The 25,073-nt window shown below is 50.5% G+C and carries 30 protein-coding genes and 1 riboswitch; of the genes, 12 read left to right on the top strand and 18 right to left on the bottom strand.

Translation table 11 applies throughout. From position 1 onward, the window contains the following. Positions 1-65 precede the first annotated feature (65 nt). The 12 genes from EKM91_RS06790 to EKM91_RS06735 all read right to left on the bottom strand — a co-directional run bounded on the left by EKM91_RS06790 (position 66) and on the right by EKM91_RS06735 (position 8,990). On the bottom strand, positions 66-326 hold the full coding sequence (locus EKM91_RS06790; RefSeq protein WP_125751738.1) for a hypothetical protein: 261 nt from the start codon (positions 324-326) through the stop codon (positions 66-68). Further along, positions 323-598, bottom strand: coding sequence for a hypothetical protein (locus EKM91_RS06785; protein WP_125751735.1), 276 nt, complete (start codon positions 596-598; stop codon positions 323-325). The genes EKM91_RS06790 and EKM91_RS06785 overlap by 4 nt, the downstream gene beginning before the upstream one ends. After that, complete coding sequence (locus EKM91_RS06780) at positions 588-1,976, bottom strand: FtsK/SpoIIIE domain-containing protein (RefSeq protein WP_125751732.1); 1,389 nt, start codon at positions 1,974-1,976, stop codon at positions 588-590. The genes EKM91_RS06785 and EKM91_RS06780 overlap by 11 nt, the downstream gene beginning before the upstream one ends. Then, on the bottom strand, positions 1,973-2,260 hold the full coding sequence (locus tag EKM91_RS06775) for a hypothetical protein (protein ID WP_125751729.1): 288 nt from the start codon (positions 2,258-2,260) through the stop codon (positions 1,973-1,975). The genes EKM91_RS06780 and EKM91_RS06775 overlap by 4 nt, the downstream gene beginning before the upstream one ends. 18 nt (positions 2,261-2,278) lie before the next feature. Next, positions 2,279-2,527, bottom strand: coding sequence for a hypothetical protein (locus EKM91_RS06770; protein ID WP_125751726.1), 249 nt, complete (start codon positions 2,525-2,527; stop codon positions 2,279-2,281). Between the two features lie 34 nt (positions 2,528-2,561). Continuing rightward, the gene (locus EKM91_RS06765; RefSeq protein WP_125751724.1) at positions 2,562-2,819 is read right to left on the bottom strand and encodes a hypothetical protein; all 258 of its coding nucleotides are present in this window, start codon (positions 2,817-2,819) and stop codon (positions 2,562-2,564) included. Next, the gene (locus EKM91_RS06760) at positions 2,812-3,075 is read right to left on the bottom strand and encodes a hypothetical protein (protein WP_003606402.1); all 264 of its coding nucleotides are present in this window, start codon (positions 3,073-3,075) and stop codon (positions 2,812-2,814) included. The genes EKM91_RS06765 and EKM91_RS06760 overlap by 8 nt, the downstream gene beginning before the upstream one ends. 74 nt (positions 3,076-3,149) lie before the next feature. Continuing rightward, positions 3,150-3,521 (bottom strand): YdcP family protein, encoded by a 372-nt coding sequence (locus EKM91_RS06755; protein WP_125751721.1) that lies wholly within the window; start codon positions 3,519-3,521, stop codon positions 3,150-3,152. A gap of 18 nt (positions 3,522-3,539) precedes the next feature. Continuing rightward, positions 3,540-3,863, bottom strand: coding sequence for a DUF961 family protein (locus EKM91_RS06750; RefSeq protein WP_003606404.1), 324 nt, complete (start codon positions 3,861-3,863; stop codon positions 3,540-3,542). Positions 3,864-3,905: 42 nt separating this feature from the next. Further along, positions 3,906-4,148 carry a hypothetical protein gene (locus EKM91_RS06745; protein WP_125751718.1) on the bottom strand — a complete coding sequence of 81 codons (243 nt, stop codon included), beginning with the start codon at positions 4,146-4,148 and terminating at the stop codon, positions 3,906-3,908. 1 nt (position 4,149) lies between these two features. Then, positions 4,150-7,959 (bottom strand): SpaA isopeptide-forming pilin-related protein, encoded by a 3,810-nt coding sequence (locus tag EKM91_RS06740; RefSeq protein ID WP_191987989.1) that lies wholly within the window; start codon positions 7,957-7,959, stop codon positions 4,150-4,152. Positions 7,960-8,390: 431 nt separating this feature from the next. Continuing rightward, positions 8,391-8,990: a TetR/AcrR family transcriptional regulator gene (locus EKM91_RS06735; RefSeq protein ID WP_125751712.1), complete on the bottom strand. Its 600-nt coding sequence runs from the start codon at positions 8,988-8,990 to the stop codon at positions 8,391-8,393. Positions 8,991-9,118: 128 nt separating this feature from the next. Here EKM91_RS06735 and EKM91_RS06730 point away from each other — a divergent pair, with 128 nt between their 5' ends. After that, positions 9,119-10,123 carry an NAD(P)H-dependent flavin oxidoreductase gene (locus tag EKM91_RS06730; protein WP_125751709.1) on the top strand — a complete coding sequence of 335 codons (1,005 nt, stop codon included), beginning with the start codon at positions 9,119-9,121 and terminating at the stop codon, positions 10,121-10,123. 55 nt (positions 10,124-10,178) lie between these two features. On the opposite strand, the gene EKM91_RS06725 is transcribed toward EKM91_RS06730, so the two are convergent. Further along, on the bottom strand, positions 10,179-11,156 hold the full coding sequence (locus tag EKM91_RS06725; RefSeq protein ID WP_125751706.1) for an aldo/keto reductase: 978 nt from the start codon (positions 11,154-11,156) through the stop codon (positions 10,179-10,181). Between the two features lie 87 nt (positions 11,157-11,243). Beyond that, on the bottom strand, positions 11,244-12,596 hold the full coding sequence (locus EKM91_RS06720; RefSeq protein ID WP_125751786.1) for an MFS transporter: 1,353 nt from the start codon (positions 12,594-12,596) through the stop codon (positions 11,244-11,246). Between the two features lie 414 nt (positions 12,597-13,010). Here EKM91_RS06720 and EKM91_RS06715 point away from each other — a divergent pair, with 414 nt between their 5' ends. Next, on the top strand, positions 13,011-13,448 hold the full coding sequence (locus EKM91_RS06715) for a MarR family winged helix-turn-helix transcriptional regulator (protein ID WP_164508492.1): 438 nt from the start codon (positions 13,011-13,013) through the stop codon (positions 13,446-13,448). Positions 13,449-13,505: 57 nt separating this feature from the next. Here EKM91_RS06715 and EKM91_RS06710 read toward each other — a convergent pair whose 3' ends face one another. After that, a complete protein-coding gene (locus EKM91_RS06710; protein WP_125751700.1) occupies positions 13,506-14,360 on the bottom strand; it encodes a patatin-like phospholipase family protein in 855 nt (284 codons plus the stop codon). After that, the gene (locus tag EKM91_RS06705) at positions 14,342-14,785 is read right to left on the bottom strand and encodes a winged helix-turn-helix transcriptional regulator (RefSeq protein ID WP_125751697.1); all 444 of its coding nucleotides are present in this window, start codon (positions 14,783-14,785) and stop codon (positions 14,342-14,344) included. Before EKM91_RS06705 ends, EKM91_RS06710 begins: the two co-directional genes overlap by 19 nt. 178 nt (positions 14,786-14,963) lie before the next feature. On the opposite strand from EKM91_RS06705, the gene EKM91_RS06700 reads away from it, so the two are divergent. Further along, on the top strand, positions 14,964-15,422 hold the full coding sequence (locus tag EKM91_RS06700; protein WP_125751694.1) for a universal stress protein: 459 nt from the start codon (positions 14,964-14,966) through the stop codon (positions 15,420-15,422). 241 nt (positions 15,423-15,663) lie between these two features. Continuing rightward, positions 15,664-16,347, top strand: coding sequence for a DUF2238 domain-containing protein (locus tag EKM91_RS06695; RefSeq protein ID WP_125751691.1), 684 nt, complete (start codon positions 15,664-15,666; stop codon positions 16,345-16,347). Positions 16,348-16,444: 97 nt separating this feature from the next. On the opposite strand, the gene EKM91_RS06690 is transcribed toward EKM91_RS06695, so the two are convergent. Next, on the bottom strand, positions 16,445-17,074 hold the full coding sequence (locus tag EKM91_RS06690) for an SMI1/KNR4 family protein (protein ID WP_125751688.1): 630 nt from the start codon (positions 17,072-17,074) through the stop codon (positions 16,445-16,447). Between the two features lie 118 nt (positions 17,075-17,192). Between EKM91_RS06690 and EKM91_RS06685 the strand changes: the two genes are divergently transcribed. The 8 genes from EKM91_RS06685 (at position 17,193) to EKM91_RS06650 (ending at position 24,257) form a co-directional block, all read left to right on the top strand. Then, on the top strand, positions 17,193-17,933 hold the full coding sequence (locus EKM91_RS06685) for a hypothetical protein (RefSeq protein WP_125751685.1): 741 nt from the start codon (positions 17,193-17,195) through the stop codon (positions 17,931-17,933). A 70-nt stretch (positions 17,934-18,003) separates the two neighbouring features. After that, entirely contained in the window at positions 18,004-19,392 is a 1,389-nt protein-coding gene (locus EKM91_RS06680; protein WP_125751682.1) for a UDP-N-acetylmuramoyl-tripeptide--D-alanyl-D-alanine ligase, read from the top strand. 414 nt (positions 19,393-19,806) lie between these two features. Then, complete coding sequence (gene cshA / locus EKM91_RS06675) at positions 19,807-21,321, top strand: degradosome RNA helicase CshA (protein WP_125751679.1); 1,515 nt, start codon at positions 19,807-19,809, stop codon at positions 21,319-21,321. Between the two features lie 166 nt (positions 21,322-21,487). Beyond that, a complete protein-coding gene (acpS, locus tag EKM91_RS06670; protein ID WP_125751676.1) occupies positions 21,488-21,844 on the top strand; it encodes a holo-ACP synthase in 357 nt (118 codons plus the stop codon). A 2-nt stretch (positions 21,845-21,846) separates the two neighbouring features. Continuing rightward, positions 21,847-22,968 carry an alanine racemase gene (alr, locus tag EKM91_RS06665; protein ID WP_125751783.1) on the top strand — a complete coding sequence of 374 codons (1,122 nt, stop codon included), beginning with the start codon at positions 21,847-21,849 and terminating at the stop codon, positions 22,966-22,968. Positions 22,969-23,023: 55 nt separating this feature from the next. Continuing rightward, a complete protein-coding gene (locus EKM91_RS06660) occupies positions 23,024-23,272 on the top strand; it encodes a hypothetical protein (RefSeq protein ID WP_125751673.1) in 249 nt (82 codons plus the stop codon). A gap of 20 nt (positions 23,273-23,292) precedes the next feature. Beyond that, positions 23,293-23,655 carry a type II toxin-antitoxin system PemK/MazF family toxin gene (locus EKM91_RS06655; protein WP_125751670.1) on the top strand — a complete coding sequence of 121 codons (363 nt, stop codon included), beginning with the start codon at positions 23,293-23,295 and terminating at the stop codon, positions 23,653-23,655. Between the two features lie 35 nt (positions 23,656-23,690). Beyond that, positions 23,691-23,736: riboswitch (PreQ1 riboswitch) on the top strand. 5 nt (positions 23,737-23,741) lie between these two features. After that, a complete protein-coding gene (locus EKM91_RS06650) occupies positions 23,742-24,257 on the top strand; it encodes a QueT transporter family protein (protein ID WP_125751667.1) in 516 nt (171 codons plus the stop codon). A 41-nt stretch (positions 24,258-24,298) separates the two neighbouring features. Here EKM91_RS06650 and cbpA read toward each other — a convergent pair whose 3' ends face one another. Beyond that, on the bottom strand, positions 24,299-24,970 hold the full coding sequence (gene cbpA / locus EKM91_RS06645) for a cyclic di-AMP binding protein CbpA (RefSeq protein WP_125751664.1): 672 nt from the start codon (positions 24,968-24,970) through the stop codon (positions 24,299-24,301). Positions 24,971-25,073: the final 103 nt, after the last annotated feature.

Genomic DNA, 25,073 nt, shown 5'->3' with positions numbered 1-25,073 from the left:
TTACGCATTTTAGTATCACATTTTCTCAAAACGACGCAGCTTAATTTTTCCCATTTGAGATATAATCAGTAGTGGTGCGCCAAGTCATGGTAGGTGAGAACCATGCCGTCGCCAGAAATATCAGCCGTGAACCAGAAGTACACGGGTTTGCCTGATACGGTGCGGTCAGCGGTAAGCTCTAGCCAGTGATCACCGTCTTCCCACGGCTCGATGTAATCGCAAAGCTCCATCAAGGCGTCTTCGGCGTCACTCATTGTCCCAGCTTTGATTGTATTGGCGTATTCTTCTGTAAATTGCATCTTGTTTCTAAATTGTGGTGTAATCATTCTTCATCACCTTCATCTGCGACGTTGGTGTAAGTCATGATCAAGCCACCGTCGTCGCCAGTAGTGACGTTGAACCAAAAGCGCTTCGGAAAACGATCAGCGGTCAGTCCGCCGGGAGCGCCCATCCAGATCCGTGAATCCGGGTACTCGCGGGCGTGCATTGCCATCCATTCAAGTTGGTCTTTCGCGTCTTCGTCAGACTGAAATGGTACATTCTCGTGAAAGTCGTTGAGGAATTGCGTGCGGTTTTCGATTTTGACATCAGTGCTCATTTGGCACCTCCTGTTCTGTTGGGGTTGCAGGAACGGTATTAGCGGCGGCGCCGATTTCGGTGAGGAAGTCATAGCCGCGTGGCACTAGTGGTGTGTAAAACTCTGAGATCACGCTACCGCCAGTGTCCACATAGCCGCGTCCCTTGATTGGTTTTTGAAAGAAGTCTTTGTTGGTTTCGCCGAACATCATGGAATAGCCCAACTCACTCATGCGCCCAAGCGCAACACGGAACATAAACTGGTCTCTGATCCCATCGCCCAGATATTTTGCGTCAGGTCGTTGGCAAGCCAACACGAGAAAGAAGCCCGCTTGGCGCCCAAGCATGACAATCTGCTTGAGTTTGGACATGACTTGCATGGCATCGCGGCCAAGCATATCCATAAAGGCCACGTATTCATCAAAAACTAGGAAATGGGCGGGTAGTCCAAGATAGGCGTAGTTCTCGCCGGTCTTGTATCCGTCCATTTGTTTCATTTTGTCGTTGCGAGCCATCATGTCCTGATAGAAGGTTTCAAGTGCACCAAGCATGGCCTCCTTCTTCGAGTAGACCCCTGGCATCACATCAGCTAGATCGGCGAGGTCAGCATTTTTCGGGTCAAGAATAGTGAGTTGGGCACCGTCTTTCAACAACGCTTCAATCAGCGTCAAAATGAAGTAGGTCTTACCACCACCCGTGCCACCAGCGATTAACATGTGAGGCAGCGCATCATAGTGCCAAGCCACGGTTTTCATGAGCTGCATGGAGCCATGTTCACAGGTCACGTCAGCGATGGTGATACGCTTGCCGATCGTGTCGTAAAGCAAGGTGTATTCGACGTAAGAATCGTGCAGAATCTTGTCGACCAGCTCGCAGTACAGACCAGCCTCTAACTTCTTTTCCAAGTGCAGGAGCTGATCCTGATAGGAAGACATGACGATTTCAACGGAAACGTGGATCAGCCCGTCTTTGAGTCGGTAGTAGATTTTGGGAAAGTGAGAGATCTTCTCTTTGGTGCGCGTTGAGCCTAAGTCCTTGAAGAAACTCTCACTGTTGGACTGGTCAGTTTGGTACCACTTGTTTTCCATAATCATTCGGGCGAGCTTTTGGCGGTGTTCCATCTGCTTGTAGGAATCTGCAAACCAAGTTCGATAAGCCCACAGACCAACGCCAAAGAGTAGTGCCGTGCATAAACTGTTAATAATCAGCGGCAACCATGACCAAGGCAAGGCTACCAAGTCCGGCCAACTGAAGAATTTCCAGTTGATTTGTCTTAGTAGCGGCCAATAGGCAATCGCAGCCCCAATTACCCACAAGCTAACCACAACGGTCATCGCCGTGTTGTAAAGCAGGTTGCGTTGACGCGGATAGACCCGTGTACCGCGATACGTGAATTTCATTCGTCAATATTTACGCCGTCGTAGCCAATTACAAGACCAAGTGGGCTACTTGAAACGTTGACACTAAAGCGCGCGCCTTGGAGATAGGATTCGGGTTTCGCACATTGCTCGCTGGCTAAAATTAAATCACAAGCATTCATACCAGCTTGAACCGCGTGATTAGCCGCGTCGATTAAGTTGATGATGACGTCACCAGTGGGTGATGCACCGTTGTCAAAGTCAGCAATGTGTTCGTAGTGAAGTTGAAAGTCGTCCAAGTTGACGAGGGTTACTTGATCGTTCATAGTTTTCTCCTTTGGGCGTTACTTGACGCCAATATATTTGATAGCGGGTTGTCGGTCTTCGGTGTCGATATTAAAGCTGAATTCTTTGGATTCGTGATCGCGGGTACATTCGCCGTCTACCCAAATGGAAAACGGTTCGCCAGCAGCTGCCTGTTCAGCAGCCATCAGCACCATGTCGATCAAAGCGTCCGGGCTAGGATCATGGAAATCAGGGTCAACTAAAGCGGGGTAGTCTTCCAAGAATCCATCAATATTCATTGCGGACATTTTCGAGCTCCTTTCATTTGTGACAATCCGAAATTCAATCCACACCCATATAACTCACGGTGTCTTCAAGCAAGTTGAAAATGAATTCCTTAGGTTCGTCATCAATCGTGTTGTCATCAACCCAGATAATGAATTGACCGTCCATTGCCTGTGTTGCAGCATCAGCGACCAATTCCTGTAAAAAATCAGCGCTTGGGGGAACGCCATCCGTTCTGACAAGTCTGGTGTAGTCTTCGATGAATTCGCTGATTTCAAAATTTTGTGGTTGAATCGATCTCACATCCTTATTCATCGCTGACGCCCAAATACGAAAGCCGTAAGCCATCTTCGCCTTCGTAAGATGTAAATGAGAACAGCTTATTCATGCCATCGTTGGTCTGCTCGCTGTCGATATGCAGGTGCTGGTAGGATTCAGGACTTTCTTCCATGAGTTCCACCATGTCTTGCAGGATCTCGTCTGGGTCAAGGCGGTAGTCGTTGTCGATTTCTTCGTTATAGTCGTCGATGAACACTTCACGACCAACTACGGTCAATGTGGAAGTCATCATCTGTGATCAACTCCTTTCGTTAGTGGTAAGCAACCGCCGCAGCGGGCGGCGCGCGCGAGGAGTGGGGCAATGAGCTATTTCTTGTCATTGTTGTTTGGCTTTTCCTGCGGCTTGACTGGTGTGGTGGCAATCACGAGATTCTTGGCCTTCATGTACCACGAGGTTTCAACGCGGTTGAAGTTCGCGTTTGCCACGGTGTCGATCACTGGGTCAACCAAAGTAACAATCTGGTTGTACTTGAAGTCTTTGACCCCAGCCTCTGCTGGAATTGAAACTTGGATCATCATTCCCTGTTTCATTGACTTCAAGTCATAGGTGCGTTCCTTCACGTCGTCGGTACGGTTACCGTCTTCGTCTTGCACGAAGCGTTCGCGACGCTGGCCGGAGAATTTTAAGACGCCAAAGGTTTCTTCTAAGTCGATAACGATGCCTTCTGCTAATCGCATGTGGGTTCCTCTTTTCTTTTATTTGACTGGGACAATATCGTCGGCATTGCAGATGTAGCGCACAAAGGCTTGTTCACCGATCCGGTAGCCAACAGTTGCAATACGCGGTTTGATGATGGTGACCGGTGCATCAACTTCAATGCTTTCGGCCTTGTCACCTTTCTTCGCTGGAATGGTGATCTCGATGTTGTCGGTACGCTGCAAGTCAGAGAACAACTCGTAAGTGCGGGAGACAACCTTACGATTGTCGCGATCACCTTCTGACAGTTCGCGTTTGAGCGAGCCGAAGTAAAGGTGACCGAACGTCTTTTCAATATTTGGTGCAACAAATTTGAGTTCCATATTGTAGCCTTCCTTTCGTATTCAAAAAGCCGGGTAGTGGGGCTACTCGGCTGTGGCTTGGTGATAGTATTCGGTTAGTTGTTGAAGCAGGTAGTCGTAAAAAGACTTGGAGATTGGGTGAACGGTGCGGCCATCAGCGTATCGCGGGAACTGGATATACCAGCGGTACTGACCTTCGATTAGCTTCACGTTTTTCAAGATGAGTACATGATCCAGTACGATGTCGCCTTGGAGCAGTACGTCGCCACCGGGATCGGGGTACATATTCATAGAAGAAATGCGCATGTTACTTGCCGTCTTTCTTCTTGGCACCACCGATCACAACCATTGCAGCAAGGACGCCGAGCAGCAGTACCATACCGATGACGATGAGCCAGCCGGACGTCGCGTTACCGGTTTGTGGGAGGCCAGGCTTAGGAGTCTGCTTGTCGGTCATGACGGCCTTCACGATTTCACCATTCTTAGTGATCTCGAAAGGCACGAGAGCTTCACTAATCTCATAACCCTTTGGTGCATCGTATTCTTGGAAACTATACTTGCCAGCAGGTAGATTGCCAAAGGAGAAGACCCCGTTCTTGTCAGTGCGACCAGATACAACCGTCTTGCCGTTTTCGTCCAGAATGCGGATGCTGGTGTTTGGCAGCCGCTTCCCAGTAGAAACGTCGGTCTTGGTCAGTTCGCCCGTGCCCTTGATCAAGTCGTTGGTCAGTTCAAAGGCGATAGTTGGTTTCTTGGTATCAGCTTTTGTCTCGCCAATCTGCTTATCCTTGCTATCAAAGACCGTTACGCCGTCTTTTGTAGACACGAGCTTGAGGGTTTCCTTAGAGAGCACAAGGTTGGTGGCAGAAGGCTTGGATTCTCGGAGATAGAAGGTGCCGACTGGTAGGTGCTTGATGGAACCGATGGAATCCTTACCAACCGTGATGGTCTGAATGACCTTTTTATCAGCGTCGAGCAGTTCAAAAATCGCACCAGCAGCGTTACCGGTTATCGCGTAGGAGTAGCCTTTACCTGAAACCAGCGTGGCAACTTCATTGATCTTCTTGAATGACAGTTCGTTTTCATGGAGCTTGTTGTTGATCACCTTGCTGTCATTGAGGTCGATGTGTTTGATCTTCTCGTTATCGGTGGTGTGGAAGTGAAAGCCGTACATCGTGGTGTTTAAGTCGTGCTTCTCACCAGCATCAAGTTCCTTGACGTAGTAGTAGCCTTCTGGCAACTGGATCGCGCCAAATTCAGCCTTCCCGTCTTTGACCGTCGTGGTGGCGACGAGCGATTCAGATGGAATTACAGTATCGCCGATCGTGGTTTCGCCTTGCGTGAATAAGCCGAAGACTTGACCGTTCGCCGCGACGTTCTTGATTTCAGGGAGATTGTCCTTCCAGCCCGAGATGCTTTCTTCCTGCTTATTGAGCGTGATGTCGAGTTGCTGGAAGTCGTTCTTGGCTTCAAGTGAGGTGGCGGTTACCGTCACTGCTTGCCCGGCATACTTGAGGTCAAAAGCAATTGGATCAGGGTTCATGATGAACCCGGTTGGCGCAGAGATTTCAGTTGCAGTGTACTTGCCAAGATACAGCTCCGGGGTCTGAATCTGCCCTTGAGCGTCAGTGGTGCCAGTAGCAACCACGTCACCCTTGTGTGCGCGAGTTGTGCCGTCAGCCGTTGTGATGTCTTCGGCAGCACGAAATTCAAATTCGGCACCCGCTAAGGCGGTGTAGTCGTACTTGAACTTGTACTGGTCACCGTATTCAGTTTCAACCTTTTCGACGGCGACTGGGGTAGCCCCGGTCTTGGTCAAGGTGGCGACACCCTTTTGGGAGAGGTCAACGAATTTGATGACCACGATGCCGTCCTTATGGCTGCCGTCGATGGTGAACTTGGCTGGTTCCTTAGCCAGTACATAGCCTTCTGGAGCTTGAACTTCTTCGAGTTGGTACTTGCCGTAGCCGAGCGCTTCGGAGGTAATCAACTCGCCGGAGTTGTCGGTCGCGAACTTATCAGTCGTACCGGTCTTGCCGGCAGTTGGCTGGACTTCGTACTTGTTGGTTTGCAGGTTCTTAATCCGGAAGATTGCACCAGCGCGCAGCACGGTCTTACCAGTTTCGGTATCGACTTTGACTACACGCAGTTTTTCTTCGATCACCTTGTTTTCAATAGTGTAATGCTGGGACTTTTGGGTGCCGTCAACAACGACTGTGAATGGCTTGATCCCGTTGTAGCCTGTTGGGGTCTTGGTTTCAGTGACGGTGTAGGTGTCGTAAGGCAGATCCGTGAACTTTACGTAGCCTTGGGTATCGGTGAGACCGGTACGAACAACCTTACCGGTAGTCTTGCTGGTTACAGTGAACTGGGTGTCCTTGAGCATGACCGGCTTAGTGCCTTTACCTTGAGTTGACCAGTCGTAGTTCCCGTACTTGATCAGGTCGAGGTCACCAGTAATGACTTGTTCCTTGACCGTTGTGGTAGCAGTTGCAGTCGTGACGTTTTGACCAGCGTAAGCCAGCTTAAAAGTGTACTTTTGTGGATCAAGCATGTAGCCAATCGGCGACTTCACTTCTTGCCAGTAGTAATCGTCCAGTTCCAAACCGGAAACGGACGCTGAATTATTGGCAATCGTCACTGACTTAACGAGCTTGTCATCGGCTGCGCGGTAGAGCTCGTAGACAGCGCCGTTAAGGCTGGCAGCGCCTTGTGGCTGCTTACCGGTAACGGCATCAACTTTTTCGATGGTGGCAGTACCACGTTGTTCTTGATCGGCCGTATCGACGTGAGCAGTAGTGACCGTGAAAGTTTGCCCAGCATACTTCAATTCAAATGGCAGCTTAGTCGTATTCAGAACGTAGCCAGCAGGAGCTTTTTCTTCCAGTGCGTAGTAGCTACCGAGCTTGAGGTTCTGCAAGATTCCCTTGCCGTTGCCGTCAGTGGTAATCGCGCCAACTCGTGTACCGGTGCTGGTGTAGATCCCATAGACAGCGTCGTTCAATGAGTAGTAGGCATTAAACATGTCGCTGCCAAACTCTTTACCAATCTTGGCGAGGGTCACGTTTCCTAGCTGCTCCTTGTTGCCGAGAACAACTTCAACGGTCTTCCCGGGTTCGATGGTGATTTCTTTGAGTTCGCCCTTATTGACGTAGCCGTTAGGAGCAGTGACCTCGCTGATCTTGATTTTGGTACCTGCTTTGATTCCGTTCAAAGCGGCATAGCCGTCAGTGCCAGTCGTGACTTCCTCGGTGGTGCCATTGTATTCAAACTTGAGCTTGGCACCAGGAAGTGCTCGGTTGGTGTCGGCATCAACTTTCCTGGCCTTCACATTGCCGTTCAAGTTGACCTTGATTGGCAGGCTGAATTCGCCATTATTGGAGAGCTTGAAGTTCACAATCTTCTGTTGAGAACCTTTGGTGTAGACGAAGGAGGTGCCCACGTCAGCGGCTTTTGCAATCGCATAAGCGACTTTACCAGATTCTTTCGACTGGGCAGTGGCCGTCAGGGTGAGCTTGTTGCCAGACTTGGTGATCTTGAGGTTCGCAGTGTTCGCTGTTTGCTGGGCGAAAGCAGCGAGCCGTCCGTTGGTATCAGTTAAGGTGATTGAATCACCAATTGCTAGTGTGATTTGCTTACCGTTGAAAGATGGCTTGCGATCATGCGCAGCAACCTTATCGAGAATCGCTTTCTTTTCAGATTGATAGGTCTTGTTTGGTGTGGTGAGCAACGAATCGCCGAGCGTTTCCCAAATAATCATCTGGGTCACGGCGTAGTTGCGGTTGGTTGGGTTTTGATAGTAGCCGTAGTAAGCAATCTTGGCTAGTTGATCCTTCATACTGTCGGAGTAAGTGCTGGGGTTGTAGCCGGAGCCACTTATATCGAGATCGACGCCGTGCTCCACGCAGAAGGCAACTTTGCCATCCACCTTTTTCATCCACATACCGGTGTCCGTCCAATGTAAGCCATTGAACAGATGTAGGTGCCAAGTATTGCGCCAGTCAGCAACCTTGGTGTTGGTCATGCTGGCAGCAAGCGCCATTGAGACCGGGATAAAGAGCTGGACGAACAACGATACCAATGCGACAATCACAGCGGATCGTCTGGCTGTTTTCATCATAGTTGTTAGTCTCCATTCATTGAAAATTGGGTATGAAAAAAGCAAATGAAATGTCGAAATGACTTCATTTGCTTCTATATATACGAGTAGCAATCATTGGTGACCTTTATTTACTGGTGTTATGCCTGTGTGCTTAGGAGTTTGTCAGCTAGAGGGTCTTACGCCACATTTTTCGTGTACGAGAATTTGTACGCATTCACTGCAACTTGTTGAGAAAATTTGAAAGTTGACGCTGACAATAAACTTCGTGAAGCCTTATTCCATATGACTTTTTGAGAACTTTTGAGAAAAAGTCGTATAAAGTACGGGCTTACCAACAAGTAATGACCGTTTAGTCACAATGCGATCTGCGGCGTGATTTAGGGGTTTTAAAAGGCGTTTGGAATTCGCAATGAATTCCAAACGCCTTTTTGTGTCCAGTTGCGATGCTACTTGAGCGGGTCAGTTGCCAAGTAGGCAGAACTTGTGTTGATGGTTGGTTGATGAATGGTAAAAAGGATTTGCTCAGCAACCGCTGGCGAAACCGCAGGTTCTGTCAGCCAACGCGCGATGAAGCCGGCAACCGCAGCGGCTAAGTAAGCCGCGTTCAGCCGGTTGATCGCAGTGTCAGCCACCTTGGATAAGCCGCGATCACCCGCCATGACTTGCGTGTAGATGACGTCGGCCAATTGTTTTTGGAAGGTGCCGTCATCTTTGGCCAACAACGCTTGTAAGGTGGTGAGCTGGGCGCTGACACTGGCAATGATTGCTTGGGTGTAGCGCCTGATTTGGGCGGTATCGATATGGGCTAAGTCGGTTTTTGGCGCGCGAAAACTGTCTGCGATCGCCGTTAAGACGGCGCCAATGAGATGGGCTTTAAGCGCTTCTAAGTCTGGGTAATGTTGATAAAAGGTGTTGCGCGCACACTGCGCTGCTTGGCAAAGCTGGCGAATGGTGATGCGGCGGCAGTCCTGTTGCAGCATCAAGGACAGAAAGGCTTGTTTCAAATTTTCTTCAGTTTTGCGATAGCGCAGGTCATTTTTATTCATGGTTTTCCTCTTAACGGACATGATCGCGGGCAATGCCACTTAACGCACAATGGGACTTATTTTGCCAGTTGAAGCTGACAGGGACGCTTTGTATAGTGACCTTAAACAGAAAAAAGCGAGGTCAGGTTATGAATCGTGTGACATCAATTTTAGGAATCAAGTATCCGTTAGTCCAAGGCCCCATGTCTTGGCTAACGGATGCCAAATTCGTCGCGGCAGTCAGCAACGCTGGCGGACTGGGGATCCTTGGCCCCAATGCCGGTCAACATACGGTGACCACCAGCGCCGATGAAACCGCACAGCGCATGCGCGAACAGATCAAACAAGTGCAACAGCTGACAGATCAGCCTTTTGCGGTGACGTTGATCGTTGCTGGTGGCAGTACCTCGATTTTTACTCAGAAAATCTTAGCGGTAGTGATCGCCGAGCATGTGCCAGTGGTCTTGTTGAATTCTTTAGGCGGCGTGGATAGTGCCGCTTATGGCGTAGATCCTGCCACTATGGCGACTTTGAAGGCCCATGGGATCAAGACGGTGGTGCGCTCGTTGCAGCCATCGCTTAAAGACGCCCAAGCCGTGGAAGCCCAAGGTGCGGATATTTATGTGGCCACTGGCTTTGACGAAGGCGGGACGATGCCCGGTGGTGAACTCGGCGCTTTTGCCATCATGCCGCTGATCGCAGATGCGGTGCAGCTGCCAGTGCTGCTCGCCGGAGGCATCGGGGATGCCCGGACGGTGCAGGCCGCGTTTGCGTTGGGCGCAGAAGGGGTATTTGTGGGTTCGCGGCTGATCCCTACCGTCGAAAACCCAGCGGCAGACAACGTCAAGCAGCTGATCGTTGATTCGACCGCTGAAGACCTTGCGCTGTTTCGGACGCAGCCGGATTACTACCGTAGTCTGCCCACCAAGTTGCGCGAGCAACTGATCGAAAATGACCGCACCTTGCCCGCTGCCCAAGCAAAACTGGCGAATGCCAAGTTAATGGGCGGCACTAGCGGGATGCGCTTAGGGATGTTAGCTGGCGACTTTGAACACGGCTATGTGTCAGTCGGCACTGGGATCTCCATGGTGCATGCTATCCAACCAGTGCAAGCCGTCGTTGATGAGCTGATGCAAGGATACCCGCAAGCGTGAAAGACGATCAGGCGTGAGCCATGTTAAAAAGCCGCTCATTCGAGCGGCTTTTTAACTACCACAAATAATCGACTGGCCGCTTGATGTATTCGGCGTACACATCGCGTACGATCTGCATTTGCTCCGGGGTGAAAGCGGGCAGAGCAGAGGCGCGAGTGTTGCGCGCGATCTGCGTTGGGTTGCTGGCGCCTGGAATGACAGCGGAAACGGCATCATACATCAAAATGTAGCGTAACGCCATTGCAGCGAGATCGTCAGTTCCTAGTCGGCGCTGCAATTCAGCCGCTGCTTTGACACCAGTCAGGTAGTCGACGCCGGAGAAAGTTTCGCCTTTGTCAAACAGTTCACCGTGGCGGTTATTGCTGCGCTGATCCGTCGGCGCAAACTTGGTGGCTGCGGTGAATTTGCCAGATAACAAGCCTGAAGCCAAGGGGACTCGTGCTAAGATCCCCACATTAGCTGCTTGGGCCGCGGCAAAGAAATGTTCTGCCGGCCGCAGTCGAAACATGTTGAAAATGATCTCAACGGCACTGATGTCATATTGCAATGCTTTGAGGCCTTCTTCGACTCGTTCCACTGACACCCCGTAGTTGCGGATCTTACCGGCTTTTTTCAGTTGGTCCAGGTGCCAAAACATTTCTGGATCGTAGTAAGTCATCATTGGCGGGCAATGCAGCAATACCATATCCAAAGCATCCAAATGCATGTTTTGTAACGATTCGTCAACATAGCGATCCAAATGCGCGTTATCGAAGTGTTCAACGCTTAACGGAGACTCCTTGCGGCCCATTTTCGTGGTGAAGTGGACGTCTGGATGCTGACGGACGAAATTTCCCACCGTCCGTTCGGAGTTGCCGTCTTGATAACCATCGGCGGTATCAAAGAAGTTCACGCCTTGCGCGTACGCTTCTGCCAAGGTGTCATCGGCATCTTTTTGGCTAAACACAGCGCCCCACTTGCCGCCTAGCTGCCAAGTACCCAATGAGACCTCACTGATCTTAAACCCGGTTTTACCTAGTGTCCGATATTTCATGACAAGCCTCCATTTCCATTTTCAGTCTAACAAAAGAGCGATCTCGGCTCAACATAGCCACATCACAGGGCATGCCCTGTGATGTGGTCAAGGTTGTGTGGTGCGGCGCAGCAGGGTCCAGTAAAGGGTAAATATCACCCCGCCTAAAGCCACCAACAGCCAAAAAGCCCAAGCACTGCCTGCAGCAATGTTTTGCGCGTGACTCCAGCCAAGATGGTGACTGCCAGTCATCAATAGTGATAACACTGTCGTGCCGATCCCGCCCACAGCTTGTTGGCCCATGTTATACAGCGCGTTAGCATCAGGTTGCAGGTCTTTAGCTAAGGCTTTCAGGCCGAATGCCACCGAGTTGCTGAAGGCCATGGAACGGCCGATGGCAAAGATCAAATAAGCCCCGGTGATCCCGCCTACGCCTAGTGCTGGCCCAAAAATCGCCATCGTCAAAACGCCCAATGTAAACAACCCATCGCCTAAAAGCAACGGCAAGCGTCCCCCAAAGTGATCCAACATCCAACCATAAACCGGCTGGCCTAAGCCGTTAAACACCGACCCGGGTAAAAGGATCAACCCGCCGATGAACGCAGAGGCCCCAAATACGTCTTGGACGTAATTGGGCAGCAAGAAATTAATGCCGACATTGGAGAATTGCAGGCTGAGGTAAGGTAAAAAGCTGAACAAAAATGCGGGGTGTTTAAAGACAGTCAATGAAAATAAAAAACGGGTGCTGGTGCGTGATAATCGCAAAAACAACGTCATGCTCACGGCACACACCAGCAACCACAAGCCGACGATCAACCAGCGACCGCTACTGATCGTCGTCAAACCTAAGTTCAGCGTGATCAACGCAACTGCGAGCAAAAAAAACCGGCCCCAATCAAATGCCAAGCGGCTTTGCTGGGTGTATTGATGGATCTGCCCGCTGCCGAGCACCAGCAAAAGCAGTGCTAAAGGCAAGGTCAGCCAAAAAATCATGCGCCAGCTGGCAAAAGCGGTGACTGCACCGCCAAATGTCGGGCCTAGCGCTGGGGCGATCAAGACGATCACGTTGGCAATACCGAGATACAAGCCGAGTTTTGCCCGCGGCACGACGTCTAAAATGATATTGACCATCAACGGCGTACAGATCCCCACGCAGCCGGCTTGGATCAAGCGGCCAAGCAACAACTGCGCAAAGACTTGGGCACTGGCACAAAGCAAGTCTCCGATACAAAACAAAACCGCTGCAGCGATAAAAAGCTGGCGATTGGTGAAGCGGCGTTTGGTATAAGCGGAAGTCAACATGACTAATGCCGCCATCAGCAAGTAGCCGGAGGTGACCCACTGGACCGTGGCCAAGGAAACGTGGAAATTTTGCATCAGGGCTGGAAAGGTGGTGTTCAAAGAGGTTTCAGTCAAGACGCCAAGAAAAGACATCAACGCTACGATGGCCACGACTAGCATGGGCTTTGCTTGTTTATTGAGGGGTGACAAAATGTTCGCTTCTTTCAGAAAATGAAATATATTCAGTATAAGACACTTTCAATATATAAGTAAGGGCGAACTTGCCACGGCGGCCTGGCGGCTGCTGGAAAAAATATGGATAGGCATACAATTGTGGTAAACTTCAGGTTGTGGCTTGAGTGCAAGCAAAAAAGGGTTGCCGCAAATGTTTGCGCATGCTGTACAGTGCCTTCGTTGTTGTTGGCAGATGATGGGCAGTGGCGTTTTAGCAGGTAAATTGGGCTCAGCGCGAGCATGGCTGCTGTGAGTGGGTGGTTTGCCATGACCATGAAAAGCAGCGACGATGAAACGTATTTTTGTTGAAGTGCACTTTGATCCGGATCGCCGCCTTCAATGTCGGTAAGGAGAGGGAACATGATCGTTGATAAACATGAACAAACCATTATGAAACTGCTGCACACCGCGTCCAATATGGCGATTCGCACCTTAGACCGACGCTTGAAGCCACTAGGCGTTAATAGCAGTCAATATTTCTTCATCTTGAAGCTGCACGACACACCGGGTGTGACGCAAGATCAGCTGGTCCGCGCAGACAGCCGCCATCAAAGCAATGTTAATCGCGAGATCACCCGCCTAGTCGCTCTTGGGCTGGTCGCAAAGCAACAATCTGCAACTGATGGCCGGCGGTATGAGCTGACCCTCACGGCTGCCGGCGAAGCCTTGTACCCTCAGGTCAAAGCGGCCTTGGATGCGCAAGAAGCAATGTTAAGCCAATGCCTTTCTGCTGCAGACGGGCGGGTCAGCAAAAAAGATCTGCTGGCAGTTTTACATTGGATCGCCCAAAAGGCGTGAAGACCTAGTCAAAACCGGGCTAACCCCGCTGATCGTGGGGTTAGCCCGGTTTTTGTTTTAGGCATTTAGATAGGCTTTTAACTGCGGTAAGCTGGCGGCGCCGTCAGCTAAACCGGTTTGGTATAACGCTTCTAGTTTCGAAACGTCGGATTCTAAGCGCTTGACCGTCACTGGGGCTTTGGGGGCGAGCACGAATACTTGGCCTTCACCTTCCAGCGACTGCAGGGTCTGAGCTTGATGGTTGTACATTTGCGGCCGGGCGATCGCTGCTTGGACGAATGCTGGATAGTCGCTAAAAGTCCGCTGATAAGCGCGTGCCAACACCGGACTGGTAGGGTTTTTCCGATAAGCGCGCGGGCGAGTCCGAATCACCACGATCTTATCAAACCCATTGGCTTGAGCATAGGCATAAGGGATCGAATCAGCGACGCCGCCATCCAAACATAAGCCCAAGCCGGTGTATACCGGCTTGGAGATAAACGGCATCGCCGAGCTGGCTTTGAGATCAGCGATCAAGTCGCGCCCTTGGGGATGATGAAAATAAACTGCCCGCCCCTTTTCTAACGCGGTGGCCGCCACGACGAATGTCATTGGACTAGTGCGATAAGCAACCTCATCGAAAGGCTCCCAGCGCCCGCCATGTTCGGCAAACAGGTAGTCCAGGTTGATGATGTCTTGACGATGAAAGGCCCGGCGCAAGGAGATATAGTCTTTATCGTGGCGATAGCGGGTGTTGACGATATCCGTGCGGCCGCGTTGCTGGGAAATATAGTTCGTTCCGCACAAGGCACCAGCAGAAACGCCGATCACGGTATGAAAGAAGATTCCATGGTCCAAAAATGCATCAAGGATGCCTGCGGTATATTGGCCCCGTAATGCGCCGCCTTCTAAAACTAATGCTGCTTGATACATCTTGTTTCCTCCTTGTTCAACTGGTGTGCAGGGCGAATGGCTTCATTGATCGGCCAATTTGGGGCGACTGGCAATGCGGTGATCCGCTGTTCACCCCAAACACGCATGGCCTCGATGATCGGCATCAGCGAGCGTCCAAGCTCGGTGATGGCATAAGCGACATGGCGCCGGCCTTGCACCGATTCGTGGCGGGTGATCAGCTGATCTTGCGCGAGTTCGCGTAATTGGTTGGTCAGCACCTTATGCGTGATCGTTGGCAATAAGCGGCGCAATTCATTGAAGCGATAAGCCCCATGCGAGTTTAAATGACACAAGATCACCAGCTTCCATTTGCCGGAAAACATCGCCAAGGTCAATTCCTTGGCACAACTAAAATCGCCATTTTGTAAGCGCGCTAACACATCCTTGCGGACCACGTCTGTCAATCGCCGACACCTCCTGAATAGGAGTTCAGTATAATTTAGATACCCCAGATTGACAAGCAAACGCGCCTGCCCAAACTGGCGTACTGGCGGTTAGTTTGAGCACTTTACTCGCGTCGACCGAAGGACACTTGCTATACTGAAATTAGTCAATAGCCGCGCAAAATGAGGAGGAAAGCTGATGTACAAACGACTTTTAGTGCCTTTGGATGGTTCGCATAATGCATATGTCGCAATGGCGCAAGCTCAGGCACTGGCCAAGCTCACCGGCGCTGAAGTGATCCTATTGAATGTAGTTGACAGCGATCATTATGGCACCTATGCTCGCGACGTGAATTATTATGATGTTTATCGCCAATTAGCAGATGTTTCTGCCGATATGCTGAAAAAAGCGGCCAATCAGCTGCACACCGCTGGGGTCGCGACGCAAGTGGTGGTGATGGAAGGCAATCCCAAGTTTGTGATCGCTGAAGAAGCGCCTAAAAAATATAATTGTGATTTGACTGTGATCGGCAAATCAGGCGTCAATGCGATGGAACGGTTGTTGACCGGATCAACCACGGCATACGTGGTGCGCCACAGTCTTTGCAACGTGTTAGTGGTCAATGACGACGCTGATGTGGCGGCCGGCGGCTATTAAGGGTACCCGCCAGTTCATTTTTATTAAACGTTTTTTATTAATGTTGGCGAAAAAAATGATTTTGGCTAGCTATAATAAAGACATATTAAGGCAACAGTAGTCAGCCTTATGCTTACACATTAACTTACACTCCCAAAAAAGTTCCCCCAAACTTTTCCGCCAGCAATGGCGGTTTTTTTTTGCCCAAAATCCCTTGCTGGGGGTGCTGAGGCTGAGTAGACTGAAGTCTAAGGAGGGCGTTATGCACACACTTTATCGGATCCTTTATGCGTTGAATCTGGTTGGCGGGGGCTTGTACCTCATCGTTTGCGGGCTGGGTTTGATGCAAGGTCATGCGTATTATCCAGGACAAGCCATGTTATTAGGGCAAGTGGCGTTTGGCATTGTGCTGGCCAGCTTACCCGCGGTGATTGGGCGCTGGGGCCATTTCCGCTGGCCGCTGGTGATTTTATTATTATGGGAAGCCTTCATCTTGTGTGCGGTGTTATTAGGCACCGGGATGCAATTTTATAACATTCCTTATTGGGATAAGTTCTTACATCTATTTTCAGCATCGATGCTGGCAGGTTTGGGATTGGCAATTTTTGGCGCGCTGACGCCGTCCAAGCAACTAGCCCAAACCGCGCCGCTGTTGTTGGCGTTGTTTGCCGTCGCGTTTGGCACGATGCTGGGCGTTTTTTGGGAATTTTATGAATTTTCAGGAGATGGACTGCTGGGTTTGAATATGCAGCGCTACATGGTCGGCCACACCTTATTGCGCGGGCGGGCTGTCTTGATGGATACCATGGGTGACTTGTGTGCCGATTTCTTGGGGTCGCTGGCGTTAGGGGTATGGTGTTATCTCGGGGTTTCGCGAGACCGCAAGTGGCTTAGAACCTTTCAATTTACAAAAAACCGCATTGGGACTGATCAGCCCAAACGCTAGCGATCAGGTATTGCGGTAATGAATCGCGATGGGGAATACCGATCACAACTCAAAAAAGCGGATAAATCGTGCAGATTTATCCGCTTTTGGTTTGGAGTCAAAGCAGCGTACTTGACGTCAATATTGGTGCTAAGGCTGCTTTTTGTTGACGGGTGAGCGGCAGAAATTTTGCTGCGAATGCATACTCTTCTTGAGCGGCTGCGGCCGATTCTTGACGCTGGCCCAAGTAGCCCAGCCAAGCGCCATAAGCCGGCCAATCTTCCGCTTCGCGCAAGTAGGTGAATAAAGCCGGCAAGCTGGCAGCATCTGCAACCAGCAAGGCGTGAGCCAGCTGTTGTGCCGAAAAAGGCGGGGTCAATACCGGCGCACGCCACGTTAGTTGCGCCAAAAATGAGTCAAAATCCTTGGCCACCGTCAGCCGCTGGTCGACTTCTAAGTCCAAATAGCGGATCGTCCCATCGGCTGCGACCGCGAAAACTTGTTGCTGGTCACAGGCAAAAGGCCACAAGTTGCTGGGCAGTCCGGAAATTGACATTTTAGGGCCAGCTTGGGCAAAAAGGTGCACCGCCACACCATCTAAGCCGTCACTGGTAGGTTCGTTGGTCGGCAGCCAATAAGCATGCGGCCAGCGACCTGCGGCCAGCTGCCAATAAGTCGCTGGCAACGGTGCAGTGTTTGGAATCGTCAGCGTGATCGGGACAGGTAAGGTTAATGGCCAGGTGAACATAAGCGGCTCCTTTCGAATTTGAGCAATGATGCAACACTTGTAACAGAATTGATACCTGACAACGAGGCGGAAGTGGGTAAAAAGCAGTATAATCAGCTTGATATCAAGGAGGTCAGCCGTGCGTAATTCAGTTATCTATGTTCACTACGAGCCCTTGGCCCACATGTTTTTGACCGCAGGGATCTCGGCTAGCGACGTGTTAAGTGCGACCCCGACGCCTTTGCGGCATTTGCTTTTGCTGCCGCCGATCGATGAAGATGAGTTCATCGATCCGCATACTGGTTTCAATGAGATCAGCGGCGAGGCGGCGGTGGCCGATTTTTTGCGGAGCAAAGACGCCCGTGACCGGTCGTGGCTTGATTACAAGCACGGCACCTATTTGCGTGAGTTGATGCCAACGGAGATCGCCGAGTTATTGTATCTTGGGCATGCTAAGACACATATTCAACCACCATTTTATTATAAGCTACAAAACAATTTGGTGTTTTTACCGTTGCGCAACGATATGGTGACGATGTATTGTCGTCAAGTGACGTTCTTCAGCAAAACGCTGGCCGCCGCGATCGTGAAGCATTTACGTTGGGCAGCTAATGACCAGCCGTTTTGGTTGCGGTTGCGGCAGCAGCATTTTCAACCGGTGGGTGAAACGACGTTATCAGGGTTGTTCCCCAACTTGGAAGACGGGGTCTTATTTGATTTTGGTGGGGGGGTCTTCAGCCGCGATCAAGTCCGCATCCCGTTGTTGACGCTGACAGATCGCTACGTGCCTGATCAGCCTTTGGATCTGGATGGGGCGGCGCAATTTGGCGAGCTGGTGTTGGACCGTAAGGCTGATGCTTGGCAGTTGAAGTTAAAATGAGTGGTCGCAGGCGGTCGTCTGCGCTACAATAGTGACGCTGAACTGCAACGAATAGGAGTACAATACACCCATGAAAATGAAATTATCTGAGGTCGCTCGCGTGGTCGGCAGCGATTGCCCCTTGGCAGAAGCGGATTGTCCGACGATCACTGGGGTGGCATTTGACAGCCGTCAATTACATCCTGGCGATTTGTTCGTCCCGCTGCAAGGCGAACGTGATGGCCATGAATTTTTGGCTGCGGCGGCAGAACATGGTGCAGCGGCGACTTTTATCGCCGCAGCCAAAGCGCCGATTGCGACGGCCATACCGCAACTGGTTGTCGATGATCCGCTGCAGGCCTTACAAAAGCTGGCACAATATTATCTGATGATGAAGGTCAATCCGAAAGTGGTTGCGATCACAGGCAGCAATGGGAAGACGACCACTAAGGATATGGCTGCCGCGGTGTTGGCAACCCAATATCACGTCGTCAAGACGCCAGAAAACTTCAATAATGAAATCGGTGTTCCATTTACGATTTTGAGCATGGACACCAATACTGAAGTGTTAGTGGTTGAAATGGGGATGGATCGCCCAGGCCAGTTAACGGCGTTGAGTCATTTAGCCGAACCTGACGTGGTCGTGATCACCATGATCGGCGAGGCACATATCGAATTTTTCAAGACGCGTGATAAGATCGCCGATGCGAAGATGGAAATCGTCTCTGGGCTCAAAGAAGATGGGCTATTCGTTTATAACGGGGATGAACCGCTTTTGCGCCAACGCGCGACTGCCGTGACGCAAGACCAAAAGACGTTTGGCTTGGATCCGGAAAATAACTTGTATGCACGTCATATCCAGGCGTTTGAAGACCATACAGAGTTTGACTTGTCCCGCTGGCCAGATCTGCATTTTTCGATTCCGGTAATGGGCGAATACAATGTGACCAATGCGTTGGCTGCGATTTTGGTTGGTCGGCGCTTTCATGTGAAGCCTGAAGCGATCCAACATGCATTGGCTGACTTTCAGATCACTGCAAACCGGACGCAATGGTTGACCGGAGATGCTGGCGAAGCAATTTTAAGTGATGTTTACAATGCCAATCCGACCGCGATGAAGGCTGTATTGCATGATTTTGCTGAATTCCCATGTTCCGGCCGGCGCATCGCGGTGTTAGGTGATATGTTGGAGTTAGGGGCTGCTAGTGCTGAGTTGCACGCCAGTGTCGCAACAGCGCTAGATCCCACTCGGATCCCAGAAGTTTATCTGTATGGCGATGAGATCAGCTCATTGGCTGATACGTTGGCGGCAAAATATCCGGCAGCAGCGGTGCATTATTTTCCTAAGGGTCAGCAACAGGCGTTGATCAATGCATTGCAAGCAGATGTGTCCTATCAAGATATGGTTGTCTTAAAGGCCAGCCATGGGTTGCATTTAGAAAATGTGTTGCAGGCGTTGTTAGATGGTGATTCTGATTAGCACTGCGGAATAATAGGCTAAACCCCAAAGCGGTTTTAGCCCATGACACAAGCGCCTTGGCGTCACGATTCGTTGTTAGAATCGTGGTTCCAAGGCGTTTGTGTCATGCCCGCGGCTTAGTAGAACACGTCTAGGCAAAGCGGTCTTGGTCCCTTTTTTTGAAATAGAAAATCTCGGTGGTAAAAGCCCGCCATATCAGGCTTAGGCGGTAGTAGCCAGAGCAGATACTGGTGAGGCAAGTGCCGCTGGACCGGATTATTTGCTTGAATCAATTGTTTTCTATTGACAAGCGTGTTACTATGTTTAAGATGCTGTTTTCAGAAAAACAGCCACGTAAACGAGATTTACAAGGCAGACTTAGGGAATCCACTTGTTTTGTAGATCGGGTGTTACACAATCCAAGGAGGAAACCATTTGAAGTTTAAAGAACTAGGTTTAGATCACGATTTACTGAAGGCTATCACCCGTGCGGGATTTGAAGAGGCAACTCCGATTCAATCAGAAACGATTCCGCTGGCCTTACAAGGTAAAGACGTCATCGGCCAAGCGCAAACTGGTACTGGTAAGACGGCTGCGTTTGGTTTACCCGTATTGCAAGCGATCGACAAAGCTGACCGCGACGTGCAGACGCTGGTCATTTCGCCAACGCGGGAATTAGCAGTGCAGACTCAAGAAGAATTATATAAATTGGGCCGCGATAAAAAAGTTAAAGTCACCGCAGTTTACGGTGGTGCGGATATTCGCCGCCAGATCAAGCAATTGGCTGATCACCCACAAATCGTGGTGGGCACTCCAGGGCGCTTGTTGGACCACATTAACCGTCACACCTTGAAGCTGGGCGGTTTGAAAACATTAGTATTGGATGAAGCCGATGAAATGTTGGATATGGGCTTTATCGATGACATTGAAAACATCGTTAAAACAGCGCCAGATTCTCGTCAGACGCTGCTATTCTCAGCCACGATGCCGGCACCGATCATGCGTTTGACCAAGACGTTCATGCACGATCCGATCACCGTTCAGATCAAGTCTAAAGAATTGACCGCGGACACGGTCGATCAGTATTATGTCCGTTCCAAGGACTTTGAAAAGTTTGACATCATGACGCGCTTGTTTGATGTCCAAGCCCCAGAATTGGCTTTGATCTTTGGTCGGACCAAGCGCCGCGTGGATGAATTGACCCGTGGTTTGAAGGCTCGCGGCTACAAGGCAGAAGGCATTCACGGTGATTTGACGCAACAAAAGCGGATGAGCGTGTTGCGCCAATTCAAGTCAGGCGAGCTTGACTTTTTAGTCGCAACTGACGTGGCTGCCCGTGGGTTGGATATCAATGATGTGACGCATGTTTACAACTATGATATTCCTCAAGACCCAGACTCATACGTGCATCGTATCGGCCGGACTGGCCGGGCCGGGAAATCCGGCGTGTCTGTGACTTTCGTTGTACCGAATGAAATGGGTTATCTGCGGACGATCGAAGATCTGACTAAGAAGCGGATGATGCCATTGCAGCCGCCAACAGCAGAAGAAGCCTTTTTAGGCCAGATCTCAACCGGTTTGCAAAACATCAAAGAACAAGTTGCTGGGGACGATTTTGAAAAGTACGAACCAATGGCAGAAAGCCTGTTGGAAGAATACACTCCATTACAGCTGGTTTCGGCTTATCTCAAAGCCGTTTCTCCTGATGATGCATCGAGTGTTCCAGTTAAGATCACACCAGAACGGCCATTACCTAATCGTGGCGGCCATGGTGGTGGTCGCGGCGGCTATAAGGGCGGCTACAAAGGCGGCCATCGCAGCAACTCCGATCATCGCGGCTATCAAGGTCATCGTGAAGGCGGCAAGCGCCCATATGATCGCAACCGTCGTGATGGCAAGCGCAGCAGCGAACGCGCTGGCAAGCGCAATTTCAGCAAGTCACATGACTAACTGATCGCGAGTAAGAAGTACGCAAACCGTATCGGTCTGCGTACTTTTTTTGTGTTTAAGTCGCAGTTGTTTCATGGAATTATGAGTAGTTTTCATGTTGCAAAAGCTTCTGATGAGGAAAATTGGCGCTATAATGGTAGAATGTGAAACAGAGAGGTGAAACTTGATGATCTACGGGCTCGGGGTCGATATTACCGTATTGGCACGCATCCATGCGGCACAGTCGCGCAATCCCCATTTTGCAACAAAGATCCTGACTGAAAACGAATTAGCGGTGTTCACCCAACTGGGTGACAAACGGGCGCTGGAATTTTTAGCTGGGCGTTTTTCATTGAAAGAAGCATATGGCAAAGCATATGGTACCGGCTTAGGCCCGGTCCAGCTGCATGATGTGGAGTGTCTAAACGACGCCAATGGCCGCCCTGAGATCACCAAGCACCCTTATGCGGGCAAAGCCTTCGTTTCGATTTCGCATACTGATGAGCTCGTGATGACAGAAGTGATTTTGGAGGTGGCCCCATGACAATGGTGACGGCGGATCTACGGCCGACGCAAGTCTTGGTCAATGAACAGGCGATTTTTGAGAATATTCAACAGGCACAACGATTAGCCCCGCACACGCGGATCTTTGCAGTGGTCAAAGCAGATGCTTATGGTCATGGGCTGTTGCGGGTGGCGCGCATTGCGCATTTGGCGAAAGTCAGCGGCTTTTGTGTGGCCGTTTTAGAAGAAGCGTTGGCTTTACGGCAGGCGCATTTCACGGAACCAATTTTGGTATTAGGGATCGTGGCGCCAGAATTGGCACCGTTGGCCGCGGTTCATGATATATCGGTACCAGTGGGTGACGAAGCATGGTTAAAAGCCGCAGAACCATTATTGGCCAAAGCGGATACCCCGGTATTGAAAGTGCATCTTGCGGTAGATTCTGGTATGGGCCGCATCGGCTTTCGCCAGCCGCAAGCGATCGCAAAAGCGGCGGCCTTTGCTGATGCGGCGCCTCATTTGCTGGTAGAAGGCTTATTTACCCATTTTGCCACCGCTGATGAAGCGGACACGCAATATTTTGATCAGCAAAGTGCCCGCTTCAATACCATGCTGCAAGCCTTGCCGAAGCGCCCGCGCTTCGTACACGTCGCCAATTCTGCGACGAGTTTGTGGCATCAAAAAACGGCTAGTGATATGATCCGTTTTGGCGTGGCTATGTATGGGTTGAACCCTTCTGGCCGGGCGCTGCCGGAACCATATCCGTTAAAGCCTGCACTTTCGCTGGTATCGCAAATCGTGTTTGCCAAGCAGATTCACGCTGGCGATGCCGTGTCTTATGGGGCGACGTATCACGCTCAGCAAGATGAGTGGATCGGTACAGTGCCGATGGGCTATGCGGATGGTTGGCTGCGCCGGATGCAAGGATTTTCGGTATTAGTCGATGGCCAGCGCTGTGAGATCGTCGGGCGCGTATGCATGGACCAGTTTATGATCCGCTTGCCCCATGAGTATCCATTTGGCACCCCAGTCGTTTTAGTGGGAACCAGCAAGGCGGCCACCATTACCTTGCAAGATGTGGCTGATTACGCGTCAACGATCCATTACGAAATTGCCTGCAACTTGACGCAACGCGTTGTGCGGCGCTCGATTTCACGGTTGTAATTTTGGCCTCCTGTGGTAGGATGTAGGGTGAATAAAACCCACAGGAGGGCACAAAATGGTACAAGCGGAGTTCTTAAAAGTAAGCATGACTGAAGGGCTGCGACACAAACTCGATAACTATTGTAAGACGTGCATAACGGACCCAAGCGACTTGATCGATGACGTATTGACTGACTATTTGGCGCATAAAGAAGTAGAAGTAGCTAGTTTGGTCAATGGCTATCAGGAGATGGCAGCGTTGAATACCGAGATCTGCCATGAATTTATCGCTTGTGAGAGTGAGGCTTATGACCATATCCGTTAAGCCGTTGTTAGGGGTGAAGCATGGATCTGGTCGTTAAGCGTGGCGATATTTTCTTCGCCGATCTCTCTCCTGTGGTGGGATCGGAACAAGGCGGGATGCGACCCGTTTTGATCATTCAAAATAACGTCGGCAATCATTATAGTCCGACCGTGATCGTCGCGGCGATTACGTCGCGGATCGATAAGCCCAAGATGCCGACACATGTAGGCCTCAAACATGGCCATGATGGCGTTGAGCGGGATTCAGTCGTGTTATTAGAGCAGATCCGCACGATTGATAAACAACGCCTGCGCGATAAAGTCGCGACGCTTGACCGCGCGAAGATGGTCGCAGTCGACGGCGCGTTGGCGGTGTCGTTAGGGATCAAGGCAGTGAGCAGTTAGGAATTTTCCTAGCTGCTTTTTGTGTTAGAATGAAAAGCGTCGTGGTTCGAAAATCCGCCCACGTAAAAAAACTAGGAGGAAAACTTATGCAATCATCACGTACTAAGACGTTGGTCGTCAGTGCCTTGATCGCCGCGTTATACGTTGTTTTATCAGTCGTCCCTGGGGTGTTTAATCTTGCCAGCGGGGCGATCCAATTTCGTGTTTCAGAAGGCTTGAACCATTTAGTGGTCTTTAGTCGCAAGTATGTGCTCGGAGTCGTGATCGGTGTGGTGATCTTCAACGCCCTATTCAGCTCGATGGGCTGGATCGATGTGGTTTTTGGTGGCGGGCAAAGCTTGCTGGGGTTGTTGTTAGTGGCTTGGCTGGCGCCGCGATTTAAGGCGTTGTGGCAACGATTATTATTTAACATCGTGGTCATGACCGTGACCATGGCGCTGATCGCCGTTGAGATCGTTTGGACCAGTCATTTGGCGATGGGAGCGGCTTTTTGGGGGATCTATGCGAGCTTGATGCTTTCTGAAGCCTTGATCATGACCATTACGGCGCCGATCATGGCTGGGTTAGATCGCGCTTTGCATTTTCAGCGCTTGATCCAATGAGTGCCACAAAAAAAGACCGTTTAAGCGGTCTTTTTTTGTGGCTAAAATTCGTCACTGCGCAGTGGCTGGCCAGATTGCAGATCATCGATTTCCACCACGCGGTAGCCTTTCTTTTCAAGCTTGGCTACCACCGTGTTCAACGTGGTTTCGCTGGTTCCAGCTGGCAAGGTGAACAAGGTCCGGCGCACATTTTCAGTGCCCTTAGCATCTAAGGTGATGGCGCTGGCCAAGTCTGTATAGCGGGCTAAGATCTTGCTCATAGCCGCCAAATCACCGCGGCCGTTGGGACCGCTGATCGACATCACCGTCAAGACGTAAGAGCCTACGTCGATATGCCAAGACTCAGACAACATTGCCAACAAAGCGGTATGGGTCAAGATCCCAAAGAAATTTGCGTTCTCGTCTAAAACGGCAATGTACGGGAGGTCTTTAATGTTGAAAAAGACCTTGAAAAACGGGGCATTGATCGGGATTGTCTTGGTCGCGTTCTTAAGCAGATAAGTGACCGGCAGATTCATATCGCCGCCTTGTGATTTGTGCCGATAAAGGTGCATCTTGTAAATATTCCCGCGGAAGATCTGGCCGCTTTCGTCAAGGATCGGGACACAACGAAATCCAGTGTCTTCCAGCACCTGTAATGCTTCCGCTAAAGTGTCCGTTTCTTTTACAGTGGTCAAAAATTCCTTTTTGAGAACCAGCGACTTAATCAGCATCCCAAACCTCCATCGTTCATGAAAACGTTTTGATAAAATTAAAATTCTCTAATCTTTGAACATCATACCATATTCGCTTAGGGACCAAAAGTTTTCAGCGGCA

It is taken from the genome of Lacticaseibacillus baoqingensis, from assembly GCF_003946165.1.
Classification (GTDB): Bacteria; Bacillota; Bacilli; order Lactobacillales; family Lactobacillaceae; genus Lacticaseibacillus; species Lacticaseibacillus baoqingensis.
This window is presented reverse-complemented; position numbering and strand designations above follow the sequence as displayed.